Here is a 23,079-nt window from a genome sequence, read left to right as displayed (position 1 = left end):
TCCGAATCAACTCGCCTTAATCCTACCACTATCAACTCCGGGGATAGATCGATGTTTACTTTAGAACTAGTTGACGAAGTCATTGAGAGTAATGCTGAGACCTATGAATTTACCATTAAATGGCAGGATGAGCATTCAGTAGGCTATTTTGCGAGATTGACAGGAGGAGAGATAGCAGATGACAGCGGTGGAGATGACAGCGGTGGAGATGACAGCGGTGGAGATGACAGCGGTGGAGATGACAGCGGTGGAGATGACAGCGGTGGAGATGACAGCGGTGGAGATGACAGCGGTGGAGATGACAGCGGTGGAGATGACAGCGGTGGAGATGACAGCGGTGGAGATGACAGCGGTGGAGATGACAGCGGTGGAGATGACAGCGGTGGAGATGACAGCGGTGGAGATGACAGCGGTGGAGATGACAGCGGTGGAGATGACAGCGGTGAATAATAATAGTGGTGAGAAGGCAACTAAGCGATAACTAAGACTTTTTCCAATTATTTCTGACTAGTAATCATTAAAAACTCGAAATAGAGCTAGAGCACAATCTAGTTTCGGAGAAAATTCTTTATAACTGTCCCGTAATACAAGGAAATTCAACAGAACAGGATAGCAGTGTAGCAATATAGTGTCCTAAAAATTTTAACGGCTGAGACAGACAGCCATAGACGAAGCAATCACATATTCTTTTTGCTAAGTAACATAAAAATAAAATAATCTACCTAATGTAAGCACCAACACGATTGAATCTTATATCGTTACTATAAATGGGCTGCTGATTTGGTGGAAACCGGGAGGAAATCCACATGGGTCGATATTAATCTGTTAACTTGAATCTTCTTCTAATTCTAATTACTATAAAGTTCATTCATAACCCATACTGTCCCCGTGTTAGGTCTATACAATCACCAGAAAATTCATTTTTACAATGTGATCAGAGTCAAATGCCAAAGCCCGATTAATATCTGCGTGTATTATCATTATAAAACGAAATGAAATCTCTATATTTCGATTTATAGTAACGATTAGAGCAGTCTGTCAACGATATGCATCATGACATACTTAATAGATACGAAATGTATATATATGATATGACAAGCGAAAAAAATTCTAATCCTATAATTACGTCCTTACACTCTCTTCATAAGAATTTTTCGTCGGTAAGGGCATTTGTTGATGTTGGCGGAAAGACAAAATACTGTGTAAGTTGTGGTAATACGGCTACTCAGGAAGCAGTATTCAGTGTAGAAGGAGCTACCATTATAGAAAAATACTGTGATTCATGCGCAAAAAAGAATTTAACATAACATAAACAGATACCAAAAGATCGTTTATCTAACCTTTACTCTCAAAATAGGCAAGGGTCATATTTCTACGATCTCAATTGCGAAGATGAAAACAGAAAAAGATTTGTTTTTAAAAAGATGAAAATTAAGAATTACCCTAATCTTATAGCTTCCTATATCGTTACTACAATATATAGCTGTTTGTGCGGAATTAAGTTCCGTAGAGTATGAGGATTCGGTGGAAATCATGAAGATATCCACATGAGTCTAAGCTGTCCATTTCAAGATGTGAATCAATAATTAATTTTCGCCTAACAGAGTAAAACACATAATGTTTTAAATTGTACTTGACGAGAAAAATAGTAATAGAGTTGACAGTTGATCTGATTTACCAAATATTTTATTCTTTGTAGACTCATCTTATATTAGAAAAGCGGTCCATCTCCCTTTACATAGACTGTATAATGGTCAATACCATTCACTTCCTCAGGCATTGCATATAATCCAAACCCTGAGAACAAATCTATTGAGAATGAAAATTATCTGCTGGTGAAAGCACTCTCATCAATCGACTCATGGCCATTTTGAAATATCAATTGAAATATAAAAACATCGGATTAGTAGGGTTACATTGTGAAGCATCCTAGAAAGAAAACTGACCTACCCTTATCGGTTCTTGACTTAGTAATGGTAAACGCTGATGGTACTCCAAGCCAGTCAATGCGAAACAGTTTAGATTTGGCTCAGCACGTAGAACTCTGGGGGTATAAGCGATATTGGTTAGCAGAACATCACAATATGAAAGGGATAGCCAGTGCAGCTACTTCTGTGCTAATTGGGTTTATAGCAGGAGGTACTTCTACCATTCGAGTCGGCTCTGGAGGGATAATGCTTCCAAACCACAGCCCCCTGATCGTAGCCGAACAATTCGGAACACTAGAGAGTTTGTATCCTGGCAGGATTGAGCTAGGTTTAGGCCGTGCTCCGGGAACTGATAGAATGACTGCTATGGCCTTAAGGCGTGGCAGTCTAGATGAATCTGAGGAAGATTTTCCTAACAGTGTAGAGGAATTAATGAACTATTTTTCCCCTCAAACCGCGGGTCGTGAGGTAAGGGCTACCCCAGGAGAAGGATTGAATATTCCAATCTGGCTTTTGGGTTCTAGCATGTTTAGTGCTCAACTGGCCGCGGAATTGGGACTCCCATATGCTTTTGCTAGTCATTTTGCTCCTACATTCTTGGAACCGGCTGTTAATATCTATCGAGAACGGTTCCGGCCTTCAAAAACTCTAAAGGAGCCTTATGTCATGGCTGCTGTCAATGTGTTTGCAGCTGATACCGATGAAGAGGCAAATCATCTGTTCACCTCCGTGCAACTAATGGCATTAGGAATGATTAGAAGAAACCACGGATTATTACAACCCCCTGTAAATAATATGAATGATATCTGGGACCAACTTGAGGAATATGCCGTGGGTGAAAGGCTCAAATATTCTTTTGTTGGAGGCCCTTCCACCGTCAAAAAGGGTTTAGAATTCTTTTTGAATCGAACCCATGTAGATGAAATCATGGCTGTTTCTCATATTTATTACCATGCTAAAAGACTACGCTCTTTTGAGATTTTATCTTCAATCTGACAACATCAAAGACATTGCTGAATACATTAGACATCTGGTTTTAAAAACAATCAGCTTGCTACCTTTCAGGTGGTGGAGAAAATGACTAAATGTTTTGGTTATTGTTTGATTCTTCGACATTGCTATTAGTTATTTGTGTAGAATAGGGCGATCCGAATTGTATGGCAATAGCAAAATTAGATTTTGCAATGTTGTAGTAGCGTTCTCACAATAGTAAAACCAGCAACCTGAAAACCAACTGTAAAAACATCAACAGCACGAACCAATCGGTATTAAATGTGGAATTCGCCAGCCATATGCTTAAATTCCCATAAATGGAAGTTGTTCACATATTAATTTTTATACGTTATTTTATTCTAGAGATCTAATTCTTAATATTGTTACTAAAATAGTTATCTGGTTCGTAGGTATGTGAAACAAATTTGAATCAAATATCAATCCAGAGTGGTCATTTGAAGATCCCAGTAAGTTAGTAATAAAACAGCAGTTAATACTACGTGGGTTAGATATAGTCCATATACGAATGTAATCCGATTTCCAATACATTTGATCCTATTTTGGATAGATTCTTACCGCTGAGGATAAAAGATTCTGATACGAAGTAAATTAATTAGTTTTATTTTGGCGTTTTACCAAATTCAAGATAAATTTAGAATTATTCACAAAGCTGAAGAGCCATTGTGAATTTTAAGAATTCGTGATTTGAAAGGAATCAATAATTTCGTTTACGACTGGTAAGTATAAACTATAGAACTCGTCTTGAGCTACAAACTCAACAATGTATATTTTATCATCCTTTATGGTTCATATTTCTGTGGCATCTTTACTATTTTTGTCATACCTGTAATCTAAAAATATTTGATGAGCTGGATTACGTGCTAAAGTTGCATTTTGATTCCAACTTTTAAGGTCTAAATCATGACAATACATCCCTATTGCACCTATCCTCTTGGTTCACCAACTGCACATGAGAAGATAATAAAAAATAGAAACGATCCAATCAAATAGATATTTTCTTTTGATGACTATAACGTACTGAAAATTGCGAATAAAGGTTGGATTTACGGATTAATTAGTCGATATCAAAAAAACATAAAAATAAAAAAAGCTAGGGAGGGCCAGGCGTTTTATTTTCACATGCAAAATAACTTCCGCCCCCTGATGATATGCAACCTTGAATAAAGCCCTGGTAATATGCATGAGCGTAATGTGTTTCACTGGTACCACAATCACTTTGTTGAGTTTGGTTGTACGAGCCACTCTGTCCAGCTTCAAAGCCACTATGATAACAAACCTGATTTTCACTATCGTTGGTATCATCGTCATCATCATCACTACTACCATATGCCAAGTAGGTACCGATTGACGTAGGTATCATGAGAGCACTTAGAAGGACCATCATTAACATGTATGATTCTAATTTCATTGTATTGTAGTGGTAACTGAACTAGTATTTAACTTAGTAGCTACTCCGTTGGCTCGTTCCTTTCAAGGTATATAGTTTTTTGGGGGGACATATAATAACCAAATTTAACCAATTCCTTACATACTCTTATACAATTCTTTATTGTATGAGGAAAATAGTCTTCGAAATGTTCAGGGATTAGTAGAATTCAAATTTTCTAATCCACCTATAGGCTCTAACACTTGCAAGGTTAAAACATTTGGACAAATAAAAGCTTCATGTTCTATATCTCGTGGTAGTATCGCAACAGCTACATATTATGTTTCTCCTCTAGTCCAGGGTAATGAAAACAATTATTGTGACATACTATACAAATTTGGTGGGGGATATACACAAGTTATCAGAGATAAGCAACTGTTAACACGCTAATAGACCAAAATTTTTATTTATTTTTGATATCACAGTCATAAAGCACCATTTCAGTAACATTAGCGGTTAATCTATTCGTTGGTATTGCACTGAAAAGTTGTTATTCAAAATGGGCAGTGAATTGGATCGGACGAGTAATATATTTCACACCAGTCAGAAATCAATATTAATCAGGTGAAGGAAATTTATTTTTTAAAAATTTGTGGTGTTCTTAGGTATAATAATAATTACAACTGGCTTAATTACAATTATACGCCTATCTTAAAAAATGAAGCCCAATTCTCATGGCTGAACTTGTGATGTTTGAAATAGAATATGGTATATTAATGAGTCTAAAAATGCCTTTATTGAATAAGACTATATTTTCTTGCGAAATTATAGTTCTATCCGATAAAAGCAATTATAGTTGTATAACATATTATTTAATCTATGATCATTTTGCATCTTTAAATACAAAAACAAGGTAGCGTGTTCGTTGGGATCGTGTTCCTATCGGATAGTTTAGGTAGAATTCACGAGGATGTAGATACGAATCATGTCTGATGAAGATATAATCTAAATGAAGTTTTATATGAAAGAAAAAGTCAGTGGAAAGAAATTTTTGTAGTTTCGAATTTCACTATTTATTTGTTAGTGACGTATGGAGTATTTAGTGGCAGTATGCATGTTAAAGAAGGTTATTTTGTGATTTACTTTTGAAACTAAACTAATCAAAAAATTTTTCTTGTTTATTGGGTCTTCTTCTTGTCGATAAAGTTCTTCTCAACCAGCTTGATTTCTCTGCCTATTTTTTCAATTTCATCTTCTTGTTTTGCTCTATCACCTTTGAGTCCTTTATATTCATTAAGATTGGCTCCTCTTTTCCATAGCTTCGATTTTCTTATTTTATCATCCTATTTGTTTTTATATTGATGAGTATCCCAAAAGAGAAAACATCAAGAGCAGTTTCATTGCTGTATGCTTAACTAGAATTAATGCAGTTGTTGTTGAGATTTCGTTTTGTAATGGACTATCGTTTGGATTGTAACAACTACTGATGATTGGTTAGTCCTTTTTAACTATATTATACATATGAAAAATGTAAATGTCTTTTGTAGATTTTAAATCTCCATCCAGGACTGTTATTGGAGAATATAGGTAGATGAGTGGTAAATGAATAAAGAAGGCGATTTTGTTACTGAAAAAAGGGGAATGAGAGTAGGAAAAGCTATAACGAATACACAGATACCTAAAAAATCTCAAGTTAATTCAAAATATAAATTGACATACGAACATGTAAATGATTTAATCTCAAAACAAATTGAACCTTCTCAAAGAAAAATTGAATTTCAAAAATACTTGGAACTTTTTGGTTATAAACCCCAAACCACAATTATTCAGGTACATATTGCAGGCTTCTTTAATAAGGGACAACCAAATCCAAAAGAAATACAAAGACGAATCGAGTCCACAAAAAGATACGGCGGTACTACATTTATTGTGGTGGGAAGAACACATGATCCTACTATTGTAGATAATGTAATTCAGCCAAAGCAACAAGATCCATATCAGCGAAGTCCAGGTTACCTAGGATATTTGTGGAAAAATAAAGACAAAAAAAATAGATCACCACATGAGGTATTACCTTTAGATTTTACACCTACACATTTACCATATCCAAGTGAATGGAAAAAGTTGTTTGCTACGAAGGGATTCATGATAGCTCTGCACGTTCCAAGTTCTTTTGCTAAAAAGAAAAATGAGATAATGAGGGTTCTTTATAAGATAGGAAAGCAGCCTGATGTAGATATAAGAGAAGAATGGTATTTCCTAAGAGAAGTAGAAGAATCCTTAAAAAAGAACAACATAAAGTATGACAATTCCAAATCAGGAATAGACTTGTAGAATCATTAAATCAGAGACTATCTAAAGGCGAAATTTCAAAGGAAGAATTTGATCACATAAGAAAAATATTGCATTTTTAATAAAAAAAGGTATATGAATAAGAGATATTGATCTACTCTTTGAAATATAATTATATCCAAATTAATAAATTTGCAGAATAAGTATGCTGAAATCCATCATCTAATTAACAGGAGTAGTCAAACACAGCTATTAATTTCTATTAATTTTATGAAACTAAACGTGGATTAGGTAAAATTAAGTCGCGCATCCTACTACGATGGTCTGGTCAAAATCACAGGGTAATCGCATAGGTTATACTCAAAATAAATACGCATGGACTTCAAAAGGCAATTAAACATGAACTCTGCGAGATAGATGGTTCTTTTCTTTTTTCTATAGGAAACTAATAGGTATCTTTAATTTAATGTAAAATACTCAGTAAATATGACATTAAGTTTTAACTGTAAAGATGCAGGTGATCCTGTTTGCACTCATACAATGTATGGTGAAACTGAGCAAGAACTTTAGAGAATGCAAAAAGACAACGGTATAGAGGCTCACGGATATACAAAAATGACATTTAATGAACGAATCGGAAAGGACAAGGAGAACTTTAGAAAATTAGTAACACGATAATAACCAGGTTCCAAACATATTCTCACGAAAACTTATATCAAATAGAATATTCGATTATACATTGAAATTAATTCAGTCTTTACCGGGTATGCCAAATGAGGTCACTGAGGAAGAAGTCAATAGTTTTTTAGAAACTAAACTTAACTTGCAACTGGCTACAATCGACGAAGAGGGATATCCGTCTATTCAACCACTCTGGTTTTTATATGATAAAGAATCAGGCAAAATTTATATCTCAACTCAAAAAACTACAAGAAAGGCTCATAATTTATCCAAAAATTCCGACAAGATTTACTTCTCTATTGATGATGAGAATCTTCCTTATAAGGGGGTAAAAGGAAGAGGTATAGCAAAAATATCCGAAAATATTGATTGGAATAGACCGATTATAGAGAAAATAATAGTTAAGTATTTAGGAACTTTGGATAATCCTCTCGCCCAAATGCTTCTGGAAAATGCTAAAAAAGGTATACAGGTTGTTATTGAAATTACGCCCAAATTTTTCTCTGCATGGGATTTTGGAAAGTCAATGTAGTGATTGATTCCTATTGTGAATTATGTTTATAGCCCAGAAATGAATTAACATGTTTATGCGGTTTATGCGGTATTTTTTTGTTATCGATATTATCATTGCCACAGTTATTATTATTCTGATTATCTAACTCTTTGATAATCTTTAGTAGTTGGATCCTGATAACATAGAGGCATCGTTGTAGCCTAAATGATTCTTCTCAATATTTTTTGAATTTTTTGAAGTGATATTATTGATAGATACCATGATTTTGTGACAAGAAATATCTAGGTGGTAACTAACTATGGATCAGAAGAAAGATAAAAAGTGAAAGTCATCTTAAGTTTCAGGTAATTAATTCATTGTATTTTATAAGTATTATAAATTCAAGATCTTTATGACAAGAATCTAAATGCTAGTTAAGTCACAGATCTTAACATTTGCAATAATATTGATTTTAATAATATTTTTGGAACTATAATTTTTACGAGTATATTAAAGTTGTTACTAGCAAAGGTATATTATTCTGTGGAAATCATGAGTATACCTACATGGGTTTGGTAAAGACTTCACTAAGTCGAACTAATGATCGGTTGTAAGAAGGCCCAACAATTAATCGCAAATCTCTCTATTATGATCAATCTCAGTTTAATAGGTTGAGTCAGATGATAAAGCATTTTATATCATTACTTTTTACTAGTCCAAATAGGTTTCTGCAGTGTAATCCAGAAAAGAGCAATTATCAACATAGCTAAGGTTGAAAAAGGTATACTAGTATATTGCTCTGGGCCGGATTCACCAAGTGTACCAACCTGGCTATTATTTTGTACATCCCTGTCGTAATAGTTGCCAGACATCGGATCAAGTAAACTTTCAACTGGAGCGTATTGATCAGTTAAAATTGGAACGTCACTTAATCGTAAATTATCTGTTTTTAGTAGGTAATCCGAATAATTAACTTCTTGGAGTATATATGGCTTTGATTTCTGAAGTTCTGACAACGTACTGTCATCTGTTTTATTTGTTGAGGAGATTGGTAGAGTCTTTACGGAAGTTAAAATAAGATTCTGGATGTCTTTCGAATAATCGGTCATAAATACAAACACTTTAGGAAAAACATCCAGGAATGTCTTTAGATTAGCCCTATATAAGTCGGATTCAGGTTTATCTTCATCAGGAGATCCTATGTGATTAGCCACTACAAGTCCATCATCGCTCAGTTTAGTATAAAGTAAATCATAAAACTCTAGTGTCATGAGATGAAATGGAACATAGGTTTTTGAAAAAGCATCCAAGATTATAACATCATATTTTCCCTGGTAATGTTCAAGATAATCCCTTGCATCTTGAGTATAGATGTTCAATTTAGGATTAGAATCATTCAATAAGAAATACTCCCTTGCGACGTCTACCACTTTTGGATCAATCTCAACGACATCCACTGAAAGATTTGGATAATTGTCCAAAAAGTACTTGGGCCCCGAAAATCCTCCGCCACCTATGAACAATATGTTGGTGGCGTTATCATTAAGTAATAACCCAATAGGAAAAAATCTTGTATAATCACTTACTAGAGAGTTGGGATCTGATTTGTCCATTATGCTATGTGGAAATCCGTTTAAGAATAATGCCCTGTTATTGGGCGAATCGTAGTTATCTACTACATCTAGATGGCTGTACAACGTTTCGGTTTGATAAACAAGGGTACCTGGATGAAAATGCAAACTTCTAAAATCTAGAGAAAATAAAGGAAAATTGTCAAAAAATACAGAGACAAGTACAATAACAATCAAAATCAGAATCAATACTTTTGCTATTTTTCTCAAATAAAATAGAGAAGATAGTAACAATAAAGCTCCCATGCCATATAAAATATCATTAATCTCAATGAAAGGAATAAGGACAAAAACGGTCAAAAAAGTTCCAACAATGCTACCAATTGTCGCTACAGAATACAAGTTACCAGAAATATTTCCCAAGTTATCCATTGATTTGGCTGCCAATTTTATTGCATAAGGAGAAATCATCCCCAATAACAGGGTGGGAAATATTATTAAAGAAAATGTTGAAAGCAGAGAATTGAGATTATTAGCATAGTTTTGATTTATGTTTCCTAAATATACTCCAGTTATCTCCGTGGTGAAATCAACGATCGGTGGAGAAATAGAAGGTATGAAGAGAATATACAATCCAGCAGAAAATAAAATTGATCCAAATTTTTCAAATGTGGGAAGTTTATCTGCGATTTGCCCTCCTAATTGATATCCACCACTCAGTCCTACCAAAACCACGCCGATCAAACTCCCCCAAGTATAGATAGAGTCTCCAAATATTGGAACTAGTAATCTACTAATTGAGAATTCTAAACACATAGTAGCAAGCCCAGCAACAAATACAAGAATTAAGAGAATCTTTAAAGAAGAAATAGAAATTTTTAAAATCAATTTATATATATTTTATATAATGTTATAAAGATATGATATCATAATCAACACGTTTAGTCAATTAAAAAAATTAAGTATCTGTATACTCACAGCAGTATTAATTACTTCTATTATTGAAATGACAAATGTATATGCTCAAGATACGACCTTACAAACATTTGACAATCCAGAATTTAAAGTAGATTATCCCTCAACCTGGGAGATTGCTCCAAAAAATTCAACCTTTCCGTATTATGGTTCTGATACGGTTATAGTTTTCAAGCCGATAGGTGAAACAAGCCCTCTAAATATTACTTACCTTAATATTTCTCCGCTTCGGGTAAGCATATCATTAGATAAAACAACACAAACAGTATCACCCGATAGTTTAGACAAAATTGTTGCAAAGGAAATTGCATTTCTACAAGATCCAGTATCATTCTATGGCAACCTTAATGTTGAAATTCTTAAAAACGAAGCAACAACGGTGGATGGTTTACCTGCCAAAGAATTAACATATTTTATCCATGGTCTTGGAACATTTGATATGGAAACATTTGTGATTCATGGAGATAATCAATATCAATTACATTTCACTACACCTAAATCAAAAGTTCCAGAAACATTACCTGTAGTTCAACAAATAATAAAGAGCTTTATGTTCAACACATAATTTTTTTATTTCTCAAACAAAATAGAAGAATGTGTTCATAGAAAAGTATCGTTATATCAGACCGTTCAAATATTTTACTAATGATTGAAATTTAATATTTTCAGAATTGTGATTTAGTCTTTTGATATGAAAATGTTATAGCACATCGTTACTATAAAAGGTATCTCATTCCATAGCATTGTAGTTCCGTATGGTATAAGGGTTCTGAGGGATGAGTATGATAATCATGCGAGTTTAGAATTTGACAATATCAAATTTAGCGAAATACACGGCTTTTTGATTTTAACTTCTGTATTTGAGTGTAAAGGACTTGAATAAGTCTAAAATGATTAATTATGAGAATTAATAGTAAAAATATCAAGTTATTTTAATTTGGGCCATATGAATGGAACATAGATAATTATGTTTGAATTTTAAATGATAAAAGGCGCAAATGCCAACCAAAACTTTCCAATAGAAAAATAAAATGGACACATGACAGATTTTGAACAATTTTAAGTCGGGTTTGCTCCATGCATTATCTTTGGAGAGTAAAAAAATAGACTGTAAAGAGGAAAGGAATATAGATTTTATCAAACTATTTAATGGTAACTTAGATGGTTGGAAAATGATCGGGAATGGTTAGCTTTACAATAATATTTGAAGATGGAGATGACAAAAAACAACATCCCTTGCTTAAGACCCGAGGAGGAATGGGATTGCTATGGCATTACAAAAAGAAGTTCAAAGACTTTATTCTCATGCTTGAATGGAGAGTTACTCACATTGAAGATAACTCAGGGATATTCGTAAGATTTTCAAATCCTCAAGGTGATCCTTGGCATGCAGTCAGTAATGGGTACGAGATACAGATTGATGATCTGGCCTTGCCTAACAAAGAATCAATTCACATGACTGGTGCAATCTATGGTTTTATGGGTCCATCTAAAGTCGCATCAAAGCCTGCTGGATATTGGAATAGTCTTTATGTTTCAGTAAAAGGTCAAAAATATACAGTTATCATAAATGATGAAAAAGTGATAGATGGTTTTCAAGGAATTCGAAATAAAGAAGGATATATAGGATTGCAAAATCATGATGACAAATCAACGGTTTATTTTAAAAATATCTTTATAAAAGAAATATTATAAAGAAGTTTATCATTTATGAGAAAATTCTTCATATTTTTTAGACCAAAGGCTTTACCATACTAGTGTACATAAATAAGCTGGTTCGTGGTCATGTGAAACAAATTGACTTTATATTTTGACTTAAATATATGATAATTAAGGAAACTTTGTTTTTTTTAGATAGACCTTAAGATAGACAAGATATTTTCTTTTCTTTATATATAAAAAATAAATGATATGTCGGATTTGACAACCAGTAAGAATTAATTTTATAGTTTATTTTTCTTCCAAGTTTTCAGGCGTATCTGGAAGTATATCTTTTACCGAATCATGAGAAATCTTCTTCCGATGTTTCTTTGACAAATTCTTAGGTTCGAAAACAGAGCCCATGATCATATTTGTAATGAAAAATATTAAATGTTAGCTTTTTCGCAGCCATTTATAATAGCTTTAAATCAGCAACTATGTGTTCAACCTGGTTTCTTTTTATCGGCCCAAATGCTAAGACTGTGGGTACATTTTCAGCTACCCTTATTTTTTGATCTTCTTTTACAATCTTGATAGGAAAACTTAGTACGCGAGATAAATCCATCAATTTTGAATGCAATTCATAAAATTCTCTCATGGAGTTTACTTTTAAGACAATTTTTTGAGAAGCATGAAATTTCTTCCATGTTGTATATGTAATGTATTTTCTCTGTATGCATTCCTCTATTACATATTGAGTAACATCTGCTACTCTACTTGCAATTTGTCCCTTACTCATTTTTATGTCGGATCGTACTAGGAAAAACATCGCTATTTTATCACCTTCTAGATTCATATCTTTCACCTCAGAAATTATACTACAAGCTGTTTAGTATATGAACAATCTACTGTCACATCTCAAAATTGTACTCACCAAAGTAAACTCTGGCTGTTTAAATATTCCAATTTAAATATTCAATTAAATCTGCGGTTGGATAAATTACTGTATGCAGATTGATAGTTGTTCTATAAATTCTACTGATCTTAACATAATTATTACTAAAATTGTGAGAAGTATGTATGAATATTAATAGTGGTTAAATAAGGTTACCACACAGAGTAAGAGTTTCGGTGGCAATCATGAGGACCTCCACATGGGTTTGATAAAAGGTTTTTCTTTGGTTGAGTAGTTATATGGTTAGCCAAATTATCAAAGTCATGAGATGGTATCTATCCTTCTATGCACTGATACCACAGGAATTAGGACCCGATTCTAAATCCTGTTGCTCTACCCTATCGCAATGGGTCAAATTCTTATTTATGGATACAATTTGTTCATAATTCATTGGCTGGGGCGGAATATTTGAAGTAATATAATTTAGAAAATCTTTTTCGGATAGGGTAATAGAATTTAGTTTGTGTCTGATAGATTCAATTGTATCAAAAACTGGTTTTGCATGTTTAAAGGTTGAACTATAGTGAGATGGAAGTATTACAGTATTATCAGGTAAATTGAATAACTTTTGCTGATAGGTCTGATAAAGTTTCTGGGCGTACTCTTCTGACTTTTTATGGAGATCAGGCCTTCCAACTCCATTTACAAATATTGTATCCCCAGTAAAAATAAAGTATTTTGATTTACTTATACCATTTTCTGTTTCCAATTTACTCGTCTTTCTAATTTCCAGTCTAAAAGATATACTACCATCTGTATGACCAGGGGTATGTATAGCTTCTAAGTAAATTCCATCCCCAATTTCTAATTTATCTCCATTATAAATTAGCGTGGGTTTGAAGTTCTTTTCAGAGTCCAGGTTTTTGGTATCATATTTTTCAAGTGAACTAATCGAAATCTTGGCTCCATATTTACTAGCAATTCTTGTTGAACCTGACAAATGGTCGGCATGTAGGTGAGTATCAATAACTCTAGTTATTTTTAATCTATTTTCTTGTAGTATGTCTTTGAGGACCGTGTCGATTTTACAAGTAGCGTCGATAATTGTTGCTTTCTTGTCTTTTAATGATGCAACTACATAACTCATACACCCCTTTGACACACGTCTTATTTGCCAAATTTTCAAAATGTCTGAATCGGTATCTACAATTGCAGTATCATATATAGTGCTCCAACCATCCAACCCCCCTTCAATGGTCTTAACCTTATACCCTAATTCGGAAAGCATTTTCGCAGCATTTGATGACCTTTGTCCATGAGTACAAAATGTAATGATTTCCTTATCTTTTGGAATCTGTTTAAGAGCTGAACTTGAAGTTATTGTATCAACTGGAATTAACGGTGTATTTTGATATCTGTCATAAGATACACTCCATGCATCATGTTCGTGTTGATTTCGTACGTCAAGTATAAAAATGTCTTCTCCCTTGTCTATTTTTTTCTTTAGCTCATCTGATGTAATTCGTAAATTATTATTCTTGTTATTATCATTACTGTCATTATTTTCAACTGTCATACTATCATTAGTTGATTCATTAATATTTAAAATTGCATTTGGATGAGAAGTTACCATCTAGAAGTCAGTTAATACCTATTTTTGGTTTCTTTCATCAGAAAAATAACTATAATACCAGAAGCCAATCCAATCCATGCGACTACTTGAATTGCAATAAACGTATTAAATAAATCCGAGATAAATCCTATTCCAAGCGCACCAAATACAAACCCTATATCTCTCCAAAATCTATATACTCCCAGCGATGTTGCCCGCCAGCTTGGATGTGCAATATCACTAATTGCTGCAAGTAAGCTAGGGTATACCATCGCGGTTCCAACACCTAATAGAGACATTCCAGTTATCCAGCCAGGAAATGCTTGAGAATATAAAATTATCCAGATTCCTATCGATTGTATAAACATGCCAGGAAAGATGAAAATTTTTCTTCCTACTTTATCGCTTAGTGAACCTGTAACAAGTTGTAAAATTCCCCATATTCCAGGATGTAGTGCTTTCAAAAGGCCAATATCATTTGTATTTAAGGCAAAAGATGAAAAATAAATGGTGAACAACCCCCATGAAACACCAAATATCAAATTATTAACTAATCCTGCTTGACTAATGGCCAGCAAGGAGCGGTTCCTCCAAGATGTTTGAATAAATACATGACTAAAACTCAAATCCCCTTTAGTTGCATCCTTGTCTTTATTTTCTGAGACAAGAGAATCATGAGTTTCTATTTCCAAGAGAGTAAACTTTTTTGTATCCTTAACAATTAGCCATGATATCAAAAATCCTGCAGTAGCAAATATAACCCCAAGATAAAATGGATATGGTTTTAGCCCATATATGGCTGCTAAATAACCTGTTACAAAACCAACAACAGCTACAGCAAAGTATCCAGAAAATTCATTAAATCCTAATGCAAACCCTCTTTTTTCTTTTCCGACAAGATCAATCTTCATGTTGACAGTCATAGACCATGCCAGTCCTTGGTTAATTCCAAGAAATATATTGGCAATTATTACCCAGTTCCAGTCTGGTGCTAAAAGCAATATGATAGGAACCGGTATTCCAAACAACCATCCCAAAATTAATATATTTTTTCTACCCCATTTGTCTGATATTTTACCAGCAAAAAGATTTAGAATTGCTTTTATTAATCCAAAGCTTGCAATAAAGGATACCACCAGTACATTCGATTGAATACCGAATTCGTTAGTCCCGATAAGTGGGACTACAGTTTGCTCCAATCCTATCATCGAACCTACGAACGCGTTAACTAAAACAAGGATTAAGAACTGATTAAGATTGGGTCGTAAACCTAGTTTAATCGGTTTTTCAGTCCGACCATCATTATCCTTGTTACCAACCATTCTTAATTTTCCTCAAGAGTTAATACGGTCATAAGATAACTATTTAAAGATTGATTTGAAAATACTACTTCCCAAAAAAACCGGGAAATGGATAATTCTTTATCTGACACAAAGAGCACTGATGGAAGAACCACTAAGGTTCCTTCTTCAATCTCCTAAATTCGGATGGCGATAGAAATTTGGATCGTGTGAATGAGGATGAGGAGGATGAGGAGGATGAAATATCTTGATTGTCAAAATTTTCACACCCACAATCAGGATCAGTGGTACTATTTTTTCTTATAGATTCTACTAGAGTTAATGTAAATGTTCCAACTAGCAAAGCCAATGGGATAGCCAAGAACATGGAATACTGATAGAATATCAATGTCACTGTTTCTGCAGTCAATATACATGCACTTTCTGCTGTAATTAAAATTATAATACTAGTTTTAAGAATGGATTTCATTTGAGGATTATTTCGATGCTGTATAAACTGTGCTAATCCTTTCCCAAAACTTAAGAATGTAAATTTAAAATTAAATAGAAATCCTTTATTGGAATTCCCTTTAAGAAAAGTACAACAACTTTGTGCTTTCTTTATGTTACCATCATCATCAAAGTCCCATCTTCCCAAAATAGTCATAAAAGTGGAAAAACCAGCTATTGCAAACCCTAAGAAGTATGCAATGACAATACCCAGTAAGTTAAAACCAAAAACAGACAGCCCAATATTTTCTCCTATTTCTGCTGAAATTATGCATAAAATTTCAATTCCCAATGCGGCTATAAACACCTTTTTTATGTTTTGAAATATTTGTGGGATACAACTAAAATTTAAGATTTTGAATTGGCTTTTGTGTATAGGTATACAGCAACAGTTTTTTACTACGCAGTTTTTGCACTTTATTATTACTCTTGAACAGATTTCGGGAGAGCACTTACATTGAGCACACGCCGAATTTTGCATCTATTGTCCTATTGACTTTTTTACAAAATAAATCTTTCATAAAATTGTATTGATACGTGCTTTGTTAATTCAGTGGGATTAAGTTCCTGGTGGTATAGGGGTGGATGTTTCGACCATTATTAACTATCATGAATATGCGTTCTTATTTTAATGCGCGCCATTAGGGATTCAATTCAAAAGTGTATGAAATAGATCAAATGATAATTTGGTAAATTACAGAACCTTTGCAAAGTCTAGGAATAGATTTCCTAAATTCTTTGGACGCTCTAATTAACTTGTCCTCAGCTTTTATATAAACAACTACAGCATGGAAAATAAATTTAATTCACCAATGAGTATAAAACATTCATTTGGTTAATAGTCTTTTATATAAATTTGGCTCACATCTAGCAAACACATACTATAAGTGCAATTGAATAATAATAATAAAGTGAAGACATAGAATGGAAAAGAAATTTTCGTCGGTAAGGGCATTTGTTGATGTTGGCGGAAAGACAAAACCCTGTGTAATTTGCGGTAACACGGCTACTCAGGAAGCAATATTCAGTGTAGAAGGAGCCACCATTATAGAAAAATACTGTGATTCATGCGCAAAAAAGAATATATCATAATATAAACAGATACCAAAAGATCGTTTATCTAAATTTTACTCTCAAAATAGGCAATGGTCATATTTCTACGATCTCAATTGTGAAGATGAAAACAGAAAAAGATTTGTTTTTAAAAAGATGAAAATTAAGAATTATTCTACATCTTATGCCTTCCTATATCGTTACTATACATTGGTTGCTGGTTTGTGGAAATCATGAGGATATCTACATGAGTAATGCCTTGAAATGGGTTTATTTTTTTTTGAATCATACTTCCTTATATGAGTATAAAGACAATGGTCAGATGAGTAAATGTAATTTTAGTATTGATGAATTTAAAAATTTGAGTTTGTTTAACTCTAAAAGGAAAAATCAATGGGCTAAATGTTATTTTAGTATTTGATTTTTCTTATTTCGTTGTTAATGACTTGTGGACTTTGTGGTAGTACTGGTAGATGCGTTTACGTTTGAATCGGCTGTTACATCTTTAACATCTGCTGCTATTTGTCTTGAATTTTGCTCAAACGTTCTTGCGGCGTTTACTCCTGTGTTTGATATGTGTCTTGCAAAATCTTTTGTTTGTTGTAGTACTGGTTTCCATGCATCAAGGGTTGAGAAAATAACGTTGTTTGAAAGTCTAATAGCTGATACGGTATTGTCTGCAACAGTACTAACAAATGTTGAATATGCTTTAACTGCTGCATCAGGAGAATAGAAGTTGGTAACTAATCCATTAAAGGCTTCATTGTATGGCCTCCATGCTGATTGGAGTGAATTGACGACTTCTTTTTGAGAATCTATATATTCTTCTGATATCTCTTTTGCAGTTTGTAGTGATTGTTCTTGATAACTATTTACAATACTATTAATTCTTGGAATTTGGTTTCTTGATTCATCTATTGATTTTTTAATATTATCTTTGGTTTCATCAAATGATTGGTTAATGGATTCTTGGAAATCGATATTATTGTTATTGTAATTGTTAATGTTATGTTCATTGGTGTAACTTGAATGATTTTCTCTTGTTTCTGCTTTCTTTGACATAGTATCTATTAGATATTATACTATATAAACATCGGTATCAAACGGTTTTTAATGACTGAAATTGACAAGACAAGACTACAATTGGTGATATGATTAAAAAATGCTGATATATAATTAAGATTTATATCTAATCAATCATAAATCACCGCTATTTCAATTATATTAATTATTTGTCATAATTTTTATATATTTATATAGTTACTAAAATGCTTACCGTGTTTGTGGATATGTGAAACAAATCTGAGTTAAAATTACCTCTCCTGTGAACTGCTTAATTGACCATAGAGGATCGAAGATAATTTTTATTCTTTGAGGACATCCACATGCTTGAAATAATAGAGTTTTAAATGGCTTAACTCAAATATCCTTAATATTGATTAAATATGGATGATCATCTCTAAACTGTCAATAGAGTTGTCCATTCGGAAAATGGAACTTTTAATGAATCTAAGATTGGCTTGAACTTTTATATGATACTAATTATTAGCTTATCTTACGCAGTGTATTAATGTGTATAGTTATATACAGTCAAAAGTATATAATAAAGATGAGTACTTTAGACGTCTCCAACATTAATTCAAAATACTGTGTGTATGGTTGCAACACCAAAATTTACTGGAATACCCTAAATAGCGAATATTCAGAGGTTCTCACAAAGAAGAAACATTTTTGTCCAAACAGATCAATCAATAGTAATAATTCAGTAGATGTAACAGCAATTAATAATAATACGTCATCAAAGCCCACATATTACAAAAATAATCCACATAATAATTATAGCAGTAAGAACAATTACAATTATAAAAAATCATGGCTTAACTCAAACAACAAACAACCAATGGATAACTCTGTGGAAATACTTCAAGGATCGGTAGATACGGTTACAAAACAATATGAGCTGTTGACTGATCTAATAAAGGAATTTAAAGGAAAAACTCATGGCTCTCAATCACACAATTTGCCTAATAACGCTTTACAAATAGTAGTATATTATGAAGTTCCGGAAGGAAAGAGGGATGATATTAAAAGAATGTTTGAGACTTGTAGGAAAAATGAAATAGAAATTCCTCATCAATAATAGCCAGTAACTATATTAATAGTTAGAGATAGATTCATAGCATAATTCAGAGTATAAACATTCTCAATTTTATTGTCACCAAAACATAATGCAATAGTTACTATACATTGGTTTCTGGTTTGTGGAAATCATGAGTATATCTACTTAAGTCCAAAATAGGTTAGAAAAATTTTTTTGAAATTAAAAGTGAATTAATGCGTCATTTACCCAAATGATCAATAGATGGACTTGGTAAAATATTATGCAGCTATGGAGATAACCTTTGCTTTCTCAGTGTCGAAATTACACCAAATAGGGAAAACGATAACAAGCGAATATGAGCAAAAATAATATAAAATATACAATTGAAGTTGAAGGATCAATGACGCTACTTTTTGGATAATTCATTTATTTTTTTGATCTTACTTCCCTTAGGACAGTTTCGTAATCTAAGTGGGCATTTTTTCTCATATAAGGAATTAATTTGTAATGAATTGAATAATATTTATTATCTTGAGTGAGAATTCCTTTAAGCAATAGTGATACCAGCCCCCCAGACATTTTTGAAATTGGGATATTCTTTTCTATTGAAACTTTATTTCTCATTTTATGATATTCCTCTGGTGTAAAATAATTCCTATTAAGTTCTAAAACTAAGGGCCAGATAATATATTCCCACATTAATCTACGATTTTCAGTGGAAGTCGCATATTTTCCCTTTCTATTTAATTGAGGAACGGCCTTATCCTTATGTTTTTCTATCGTCATTTTCTCGCTTTAGAATATAAATGTCATGATGTGCTCTCATGTAATATATAATGCAACAAGTTTTATAACGTCATCTATGTGTTACTTCGTTGATTCTAATAGGTACATCTTATTTAATTGACTAGGTATTTATAAATAGATGTCCAAAGAAAATAGGATTTCCATTTCATTATCTTGGTTAATATCTGCGTGTATTATCATTATAAAACGAAATGAAATCTCTATATTTCGATTTATAGTAACGATTAGAGCAATCTGTCAACGATATGCATCATGACATACTTAATAGATACGAAATGTATATATATGATATGACAAGCGAAAAAAATTCTAATCCTCAAATGATGTCACTACACTCTCTTCATAAGAATTTTTCGTCGGTAAGGGCATTTGTTGATGTTGGCGGAAAGACAAAACCCTGTGTAATTTGCGGTAACACGGCTACTCAGGAAGCAATATTCAGTGTAGAAGGAGCCACCATTATAGAAAAATACTGTGATTCATGCGCAAAAAAGAATATATCATAATATAAACAGATACCAAAAGATCGTTTATCTAAATTTTACTCTCAAAATAGGCAATGGTCATATTTCTACGATCTCAATTGTGAAGATGAAAACAGAAAAAGATTTGTTTTTAAAAAGATGAAAATTAAGAATTATTCTACATCTTATGCCTTCCTATATCGTTACTACAATATATAGCTATATGGGCGGGATTAAGTTCGTAGGGTATGAGGGTTAGGTGGAAATAATGAAGATATCCACACGATGTCAAAATCTGAAATATGATATAAAATGAAAATATTGCATCCTTCTTTTTTTACTACTTTTCTCAATATTTTCCAACTCGGGTCTGACAAATTAGCAGCTACTACAATTTTTTGATTGACATATACTATATAGATGGATATTTTTCCATGAAAATATGCTAAAAATCATGTATTAAGCGCAGGAAGGAGGTTTGTAGCCTTTGTGTTTAAAACAAGGGATTCCAACGCAATAGAATAAAAAGGAGATAGATAAACCGTTTGAATCCTCTTGCAGGTAATTTGAAAACACATCTAATCTCTTAATTTCGACCCATTACAGACTTAAAATTTAGTCATACATCGGAAAAACATTATATATTTAGAGATTGTCACTCTATTTTTTGAGAATCTTCCAATAATCGTATTTAAGTAATTCGCATACTAATATACAGTGATGAGTCTATCTTGCCTCATCAAAAATTTTTATGACAAAAATAGAAACGTAATTCATTATAACACGAATCTACTAATATCTGCAATAATAACTGCAATAGCTGACATAGCAATAGTAACTTTATCTGCTTCTCTCTTTAATGAAAACTATCTCTTAATATCTTCTGTATCTTTGATTGCAGATTTTATTGTTTTCAATTCGACTTTCATTGTTCTTCTTTATAAGGATAAAATAATAAAGAATGAAAGATTAAGACAAGATTCGGTAAAGTTTCTAACCACATTAGGGTTATCTGAAGTAGCATATCTAGTAACGAAGTTTACTACCACGTACCTGTTCTTTCAATTCATTCAGCTTGATTCATTTCGAGTTTCCATTGCAACTACAATCATAGGATGGATTCTATACATAATAGTGTCAAATATTCTTGCAAAAAGGACAAAGATACTCAGTTGATCGATCTGCTCCTTGAGTATCATAACATATTCATGGACTTGTTTTTCCTCTAGGTTGTCTTTCATCTTTTTATATCAAATGAGTATATCAATCGCTTTGACTATATGACGTTGGTTTTCTAATGTTTTTAGTAATGTCCCATTTGATTTTATTGTTGACTGCTTTTTGTTTTTGATGTTTAATGAGGTTACGCTTGAACTTTAAAGTTCATTGAGGATTATTCTTACGGATGTTAAATGATTGCAGCCTTGTCATAGAAATCTTCACATGTAATGCCAGAATAATGGAAAAAGGTCTAATCTTTTGAAATAATATTCTTTGTTTGATCTTGAGTAGACATTCAAAGGTAATAAATTATTCAATTTCACAATTTTCTTTTTTCTTAAAGGTATTAGAATCATGTCTGAAGAATTTTTTGTCAGGGTTTTCTTGAATATAAGAAATTATTAATACTTTTTTGTTATGTATACTATGAGAGTTGTGCCATCGAGTTTTGTGGGAGTAAGTTCCTCATGGTATAAGGGTTCGGATAAGTTTACTTTTAGGACAGTCTTGATAACAATGAAATGGAAAACAAATGTCAACAAATATCAAAATTATGGCTACAAAGGACTATGAAGACGTGGTTGAGACCGTGAAGAAATATGTTTAAGGGCTACGAATAGGTAGTGTAGCTACTATTTCCGACGCATTCCACAAGGATGCCATTATGTATAGTTACACTAATGGCAGGTTGTCAGGAGGTCCAATTGATAATCTCTATGATTTTGTTGAGAAGAACGGTACAGCGCCCGACATCAAGACACATCTAGACGTTGTGACAATAAATCCGACAACTGCGGTGGTCCGCGTTGATATGGAGAAAGACGCGATTGGCGCTAACTACATTGACTTTCATACACTGATCAAAATCAACGGTAACTGGCAAATAATTGCTAAAGTTTATCATATGTACGAAGGATACAAGCCACTTCAATATTATTTCCCTTATATCACTATTTCATAATATCGTTACTATAAATAGAACTCAAATAATCTAAATATTAGTTAAAATTCTTAACAATAGCGAAAATATTCCTATAATATAAGCAACAAACAAAATCGAATTCATAATATACATCAATATACTATACGGCTGTTTTTGACTTCATCACAATCGATAAAAAGTATTTTATTGGCGAGCTGGAAAATGATTTGATTGTCGATTGTCTAATCATAAT

Annotated in this window: 20 protein-coding genes and 1 pseudogene; 12 read left to right on the top strand and 9 right to left on the bottom strand. The window is 32.8% G+C overall.

Annotated features, from left to right (window positions below):
• Positions 1-115 precede the first annotated feature (115 nt).
• Positions 116-448, bottom strand: a complete 333-nt coding sequence (locus AB0A59_RS03820; protein WP_458747550.1) for a pentapeptide repeat-containing protein — start codon at positions 446-448, stop codon at positions 116-118.
• Between the two features lie 643 nt (positions 449-1,091).
• Here AB0A59_RS03820 and AB0A59_RS03815 point away from each other — a divergent pair.
• A complete protein-coding gene (locus tag AB0A59_RS03815; protein WP_458746624.1) occupies positions 1,092-1,307 on the top strand; it encodes a hypothetical protein in 216 nt (71 codons plus the stop codon).
• Positions 1,308-1,919: 612 nt separating this feature from the next.
• Positions 1,920-2,924, top strand: a complete 1,005-nt coding sequence (locus AB0A59_RS03810; protein WP_458746622.1) for an LLM class flavin-dependent oxidoreductase — start codon at positions 1,920-1,922, stop codon at positions 2,922-2,924.
• Between the two features lie 1,108 nt (positions 2,925-4,032).
• Here the strand turns inward: AB0A59_RS03810 and AB0A59_RS03805 are convergent.
• Entirely contained in the window at positions 4,033-4,350 is a 318-nt protein-coding gene (locus tag AB0A59_RS03805) for a hypothetical protein (RefSeq protein ID WP_458746620.1), read from the bottom strand.
• Positions 4,351-4,491: 141 nt separating this feature from the next.
• On the opposite strand from AB0A59_RS03805, the gene AB0A59_RS03800 reads away from it, so the two are divergent.
• The 3 genes from AB0A59_RS03800 to AB0A59_RS03790 all read left to right on the top strand — a co-directional run bounded on the left by AB0A59_RS03800 (position 4,492) and on the right by AB0A59_RS03790 (position 7,813).
• The gene (locus AB0A59_RS03800) at positions 4,492-4,758 is read left to right on the top strand and encodes a hypothetical protein (RefSeq protein WP_458746618.1); all 267 of its coding nucleotides are present in this window, start codon (positions 4,492-4,494) and stop codon (positions 4,756-4,758) included.
• A gap of 1,152 nt (positions 4,759-5,910) precedes the next feature.
• Positions 5,911-6,642 (top strand): hypothetical protein, encoded by a 732-nt coding sequence (locus tag AB0A59_RS03795; RefSeq protein WP_458746616.1) that lies wholly within the window; start codon positions 5,911-5,913, stop codon positions 6,640-6,642.
• 697 nt (positions 6,643-7,339) lie between these two features.
• Positions 7,340-7,813, top strand: a complete 474-nt coding sequence (locus AB0A59_RS03790) for a pyridoxamine 5'-phosphate oxidase family protein (RefSeq protein ID WP_458746613.1) — start codon at positions 7,340-7,342, stop codon at positions 7,811-7,813.
• 662 nt (positions 7,814-8,475) lie between these two features.
• Here AB0A59_RS03790 and AB0A59_RS03785 read toward each other — a convergent pair.
• Positions 8,476-10,233: a spermidine synthase gene (locus tag AB0A59_RS03785; protein WP_458746611.1), complete on the bottom strand. Its 1,758-nt coding sequence runs from the start codon at positions 10,231-10,233 to the stop codon at positions 8,476-8,478.
• Between the two features lie 118 nt (positions 10,234-10,351).
• On the opposite strand from AB0A59_RS03785, the gene AB0A59_RS03780 reads away from it, so the two are divergent.
• Positions 10,352-10,885, top strand: a complete 534-nt coding sequence (locus AB0A59_RS03780) for a PsbP-related protein (protein ID WP_458746610.1) — start codon at positions 10,352-10,354, stop codon at positions 10,883-10,885.
• A 617-nt stretch (positions 10,886-11,502) separates the two neighbouring features.
• Positions 11,503-12,015, top strand: coding sequence for a 3-keto-disaccharide hydrolase (locus AB0A59_RS03775; protein ID WP_458746608.1), 513 nt, complete (start codon positions 11,503-11,505; stop codon positions 12,013-12,015).
• 418 nt (positions 12,016-12,433) lie between these two features.
• On the opposite strand, the gene AB0A59_RS03770 is transcribed toward AB0A59_RS03775, so the two are convergent.
• The 4 genes from AB0A59_RS03770 to AB0A59_RS03755 all read right to left on the bottom strand — a co-directional run bounded on the left by AB0A59_RS03770 (position 12,434) and on the right by AB0A59_RS03755 (position 16,550).
• Positions 12,434-12,817, bottom strand: a complete 384-nt coding sequence (locus AB0A59_RS03770; RefSeq protein WP_458746606.1) for an aminoacyl-tRNA hydrolase — start codon at positions 12,815-12,817, stop codon at positions 12,434-12,436.
• 382 nt (positions 12,818-13,199) lie between these two features.
• Positions 13,200-14,489: an MBL fold metallo-hydrolase gene (locus AB0A59_RS03765; protein ID WP_458746604.1), complete on the bottom strand. Its 1,290-nt coding sequence runs from the start codon at positions 14,487-14,489 to the stop codon at positions 13,200-13,202.
• 11 nt (positions 14,490-14,500) lie between these two features.
• Positions 14,501-15,790, bottom strand: a complete 1,290-nt coding sequence (locus AB0A59_RS03760) for an MFS transporter (RefSeq protein ID WP_458746602.1) — start codon at positions 15,788-15,790, stop codon at positions 14,501-14,503.
• Positions 15,791-15,923: 133 nt separating this feature from the next.
• Positions 15,924-16,550, bottom strand: coding sequence for a hypothetical protein (locus AB0A59_RS03755; RefSeq protein ID WP_458746600.1), 627 nt, complete (start codon positions 16,548-16,550; stop codon positions 15,924-15,926).
• Between the two features lie 632 nt (positions 16,551-17,182).
• On the opposite strand from AB0A59_RS03755, the gene AB0A59_RS03750 reads away from it, so the two are divergent.
• Complete coding sequence (locus AB0A59_RS03750) at positions 17,183-17,350, top strand: hypothetical protein (RefSeq protein ID WP_458746598.1); 168 nt, start codon at positions 17,183-17,185, stop codon at positions 17,348-17,350.
• Between the two features lie 399 nt (positions 17,351-17,749).
• On the opposite strand, the gene AB0A59_RS03745 is transcribed toward AB0A59_RS03750, so the two are convergent.
• Entirely contained in the window at positions 17,750-18,373 is a 624-nt protein-coding gene (locus tag AB0A59_RS03745) for a hypothetical protein (RefSeq protein ID WP_458746596.1), read from the bottom strand.
• Between the two features lie 547 nt (positions 18,374-18,920).
• Here AB0A59_RS03745 and AB0A59_RS03740 point away from each other — a divergent pair.
• A complete protein-coding gene (locus AB0A59_RS03740) occupies positions 18,921-19,451 on the top strand; it encodes a hypothetical protein (protein WP_458746594.1) in 531 nt (176 codons plus the stop codon).
• Positions 19,452-19,838: 387 nt separating this feature from the next.
• Here AB0A59_RS03740 and AB0A59_RS03735 read toward each other — a convergent pair whose 3' ends face one another.
• Entirely contained in the window at positions 19,839-20,198 is a 360-nt protein-coding gene (locus AB0A59_RS03735; RefSeq protein ID WP_458746592.1) for a hypothetical protein, read from the bottom strand.
• Positions 20,199-20,509: 311 nt separating this feature from the next.
• On the opposite strand from AB0A59_RS03735, the gene AB0A59_RS03730 reads away from it, so the two are divergent.
• The 3 genes and pseudogenes from AB0A59_RS03730 (at position 20,510) to AB0A59_RS03720 (ending at position 22,865) form a co-directional block, all read left to right on the top strand.
• A complete protein-coding gene (locus tag AB0A59_RS03730; RefSeq protein WP_458746590.1) occupies positions 20,510-20,725 on the top strand; it encodes a hypothetical protein in 216 nt (71 codons plus the stop codon).
• 675 nt (positions 20,726-21,400) lie between these two features.
• Positions 21,401-21,859, top strand: a complete 459-nt coding sequence (locus AB0A59_RS03725; RefSeq protein ID WP_458746589.1) for a hypothetical protein — start codon at positions 21,401-21,403, stop codon at positions 21,857-21,859.
• 577 nt (positions 21,860-22,436) lie between these two features.
• Positions 22,437-22,865, top strand: a pseudogene (locus tag AB0A59_RS03720) (nuclear transport factor 2 family protein).
• The last annotated feature ends 214 nt before the right edge of the window (positions 22,866-23,079 follow it).

This window comes from Candidatus Nitrosocosmicus sp. T (genome assembly GCF_054408485.1).
This window is presented reverse-complemented; position numbering and strand designations above follow the sequence as displayed.

Bases quoted from the DNA above. Each gene is read 5' to 3' on its own strand.
- AB0A59_RS03740 (WP_458746594.1), top strand. From the start codon at position 18,921: ATGAGTACTTTAGACGTCTCCAACATTAATTCAAAATACTGTGTGTAT.
- AB0A59_RS03815 (WP_458746624.1), top strand. From the start codon at position 1,092: ATGACAAGCGAAAAAAATTCTAATCCTATAATTACGTCCTTACACTCT.
- AB0A59_RS03775 (WP_458746608.1), top strand. From the start codon at position 11,503: ATGGTTAGCTTTACAATAATATTTGAAGATGGAGATGACAAAAAACAA.
- AB0A59_RS03745 (WP_458746596.1), bottom strand. From the start codon at position 18,373: ATGTCAAAGAAAGCAGAAACAAGAGAAAATCATTCAAGTTACACCAAT.
- AB0A59_RS03760 (WP_458746602.1), bottom strand. From the start codon at position 15,790: ATGGTTGGTAACAAGGATAATGATGGTCGGACTGAAAAACCGATTAAA.
- AB0A59_RS03795 (WP_458746616.1), top strand. From the start codon at position 5,911: ATGAATAAAGAAGGCGATTTTGTTACTGAAAAAAGGGGAATGAGAGTA.
- AB0A59_RS03765 (WP_458746604.1), bottom strand. From the start codon at position 14,489: ATGGTAACTTCTCATCCAAATGCAATTTTAAATATTAATGAATCAACT.
- AB0A59_RS03730 (WP_458746590.1), top strand. From the start codon at position 20,510: ATGACAAGCGAAAAAAATTCTAATCCTCAAATGATGTCACTACACTCT.
- AB0A59_RS03780 (WP_458746610.1), top strand. From the start codon at position 10,352: ATGACAAATGTATATGCTCAAGATACGACCTTACAAACATTTGACAAT.
- AB0A59_RS03805 (WP_458746620.1), bottom strand. From the start codon at position 4,350: ATGAAATTAGAATCATACATGTTAATGATGGTCCTTCTAAGTGCTCTC.
- AB0A59_RS03735 (WP_458746592.1), bottom strand. From the start codon at position 20,198: ATGACGATAGAAAAACATAAGGATAAGGCCGTTCCTCAATTAAATAGA.
- AB0A59_RS03770 (WP_458746606.1), bottom strand. From the start codon at position 12,817: ATGAATCTAGAAGGTGATAAAATAGCGATGTTTTTCCTAGTACGATCC.
- AB0A59_RS03750 (WP_458746598.1), top strand. From the start codon at position 17,183: ATGGAAAAGAAATTTTCGTCGGTAAGGGCATTTGTTGATGTTGGCGGA.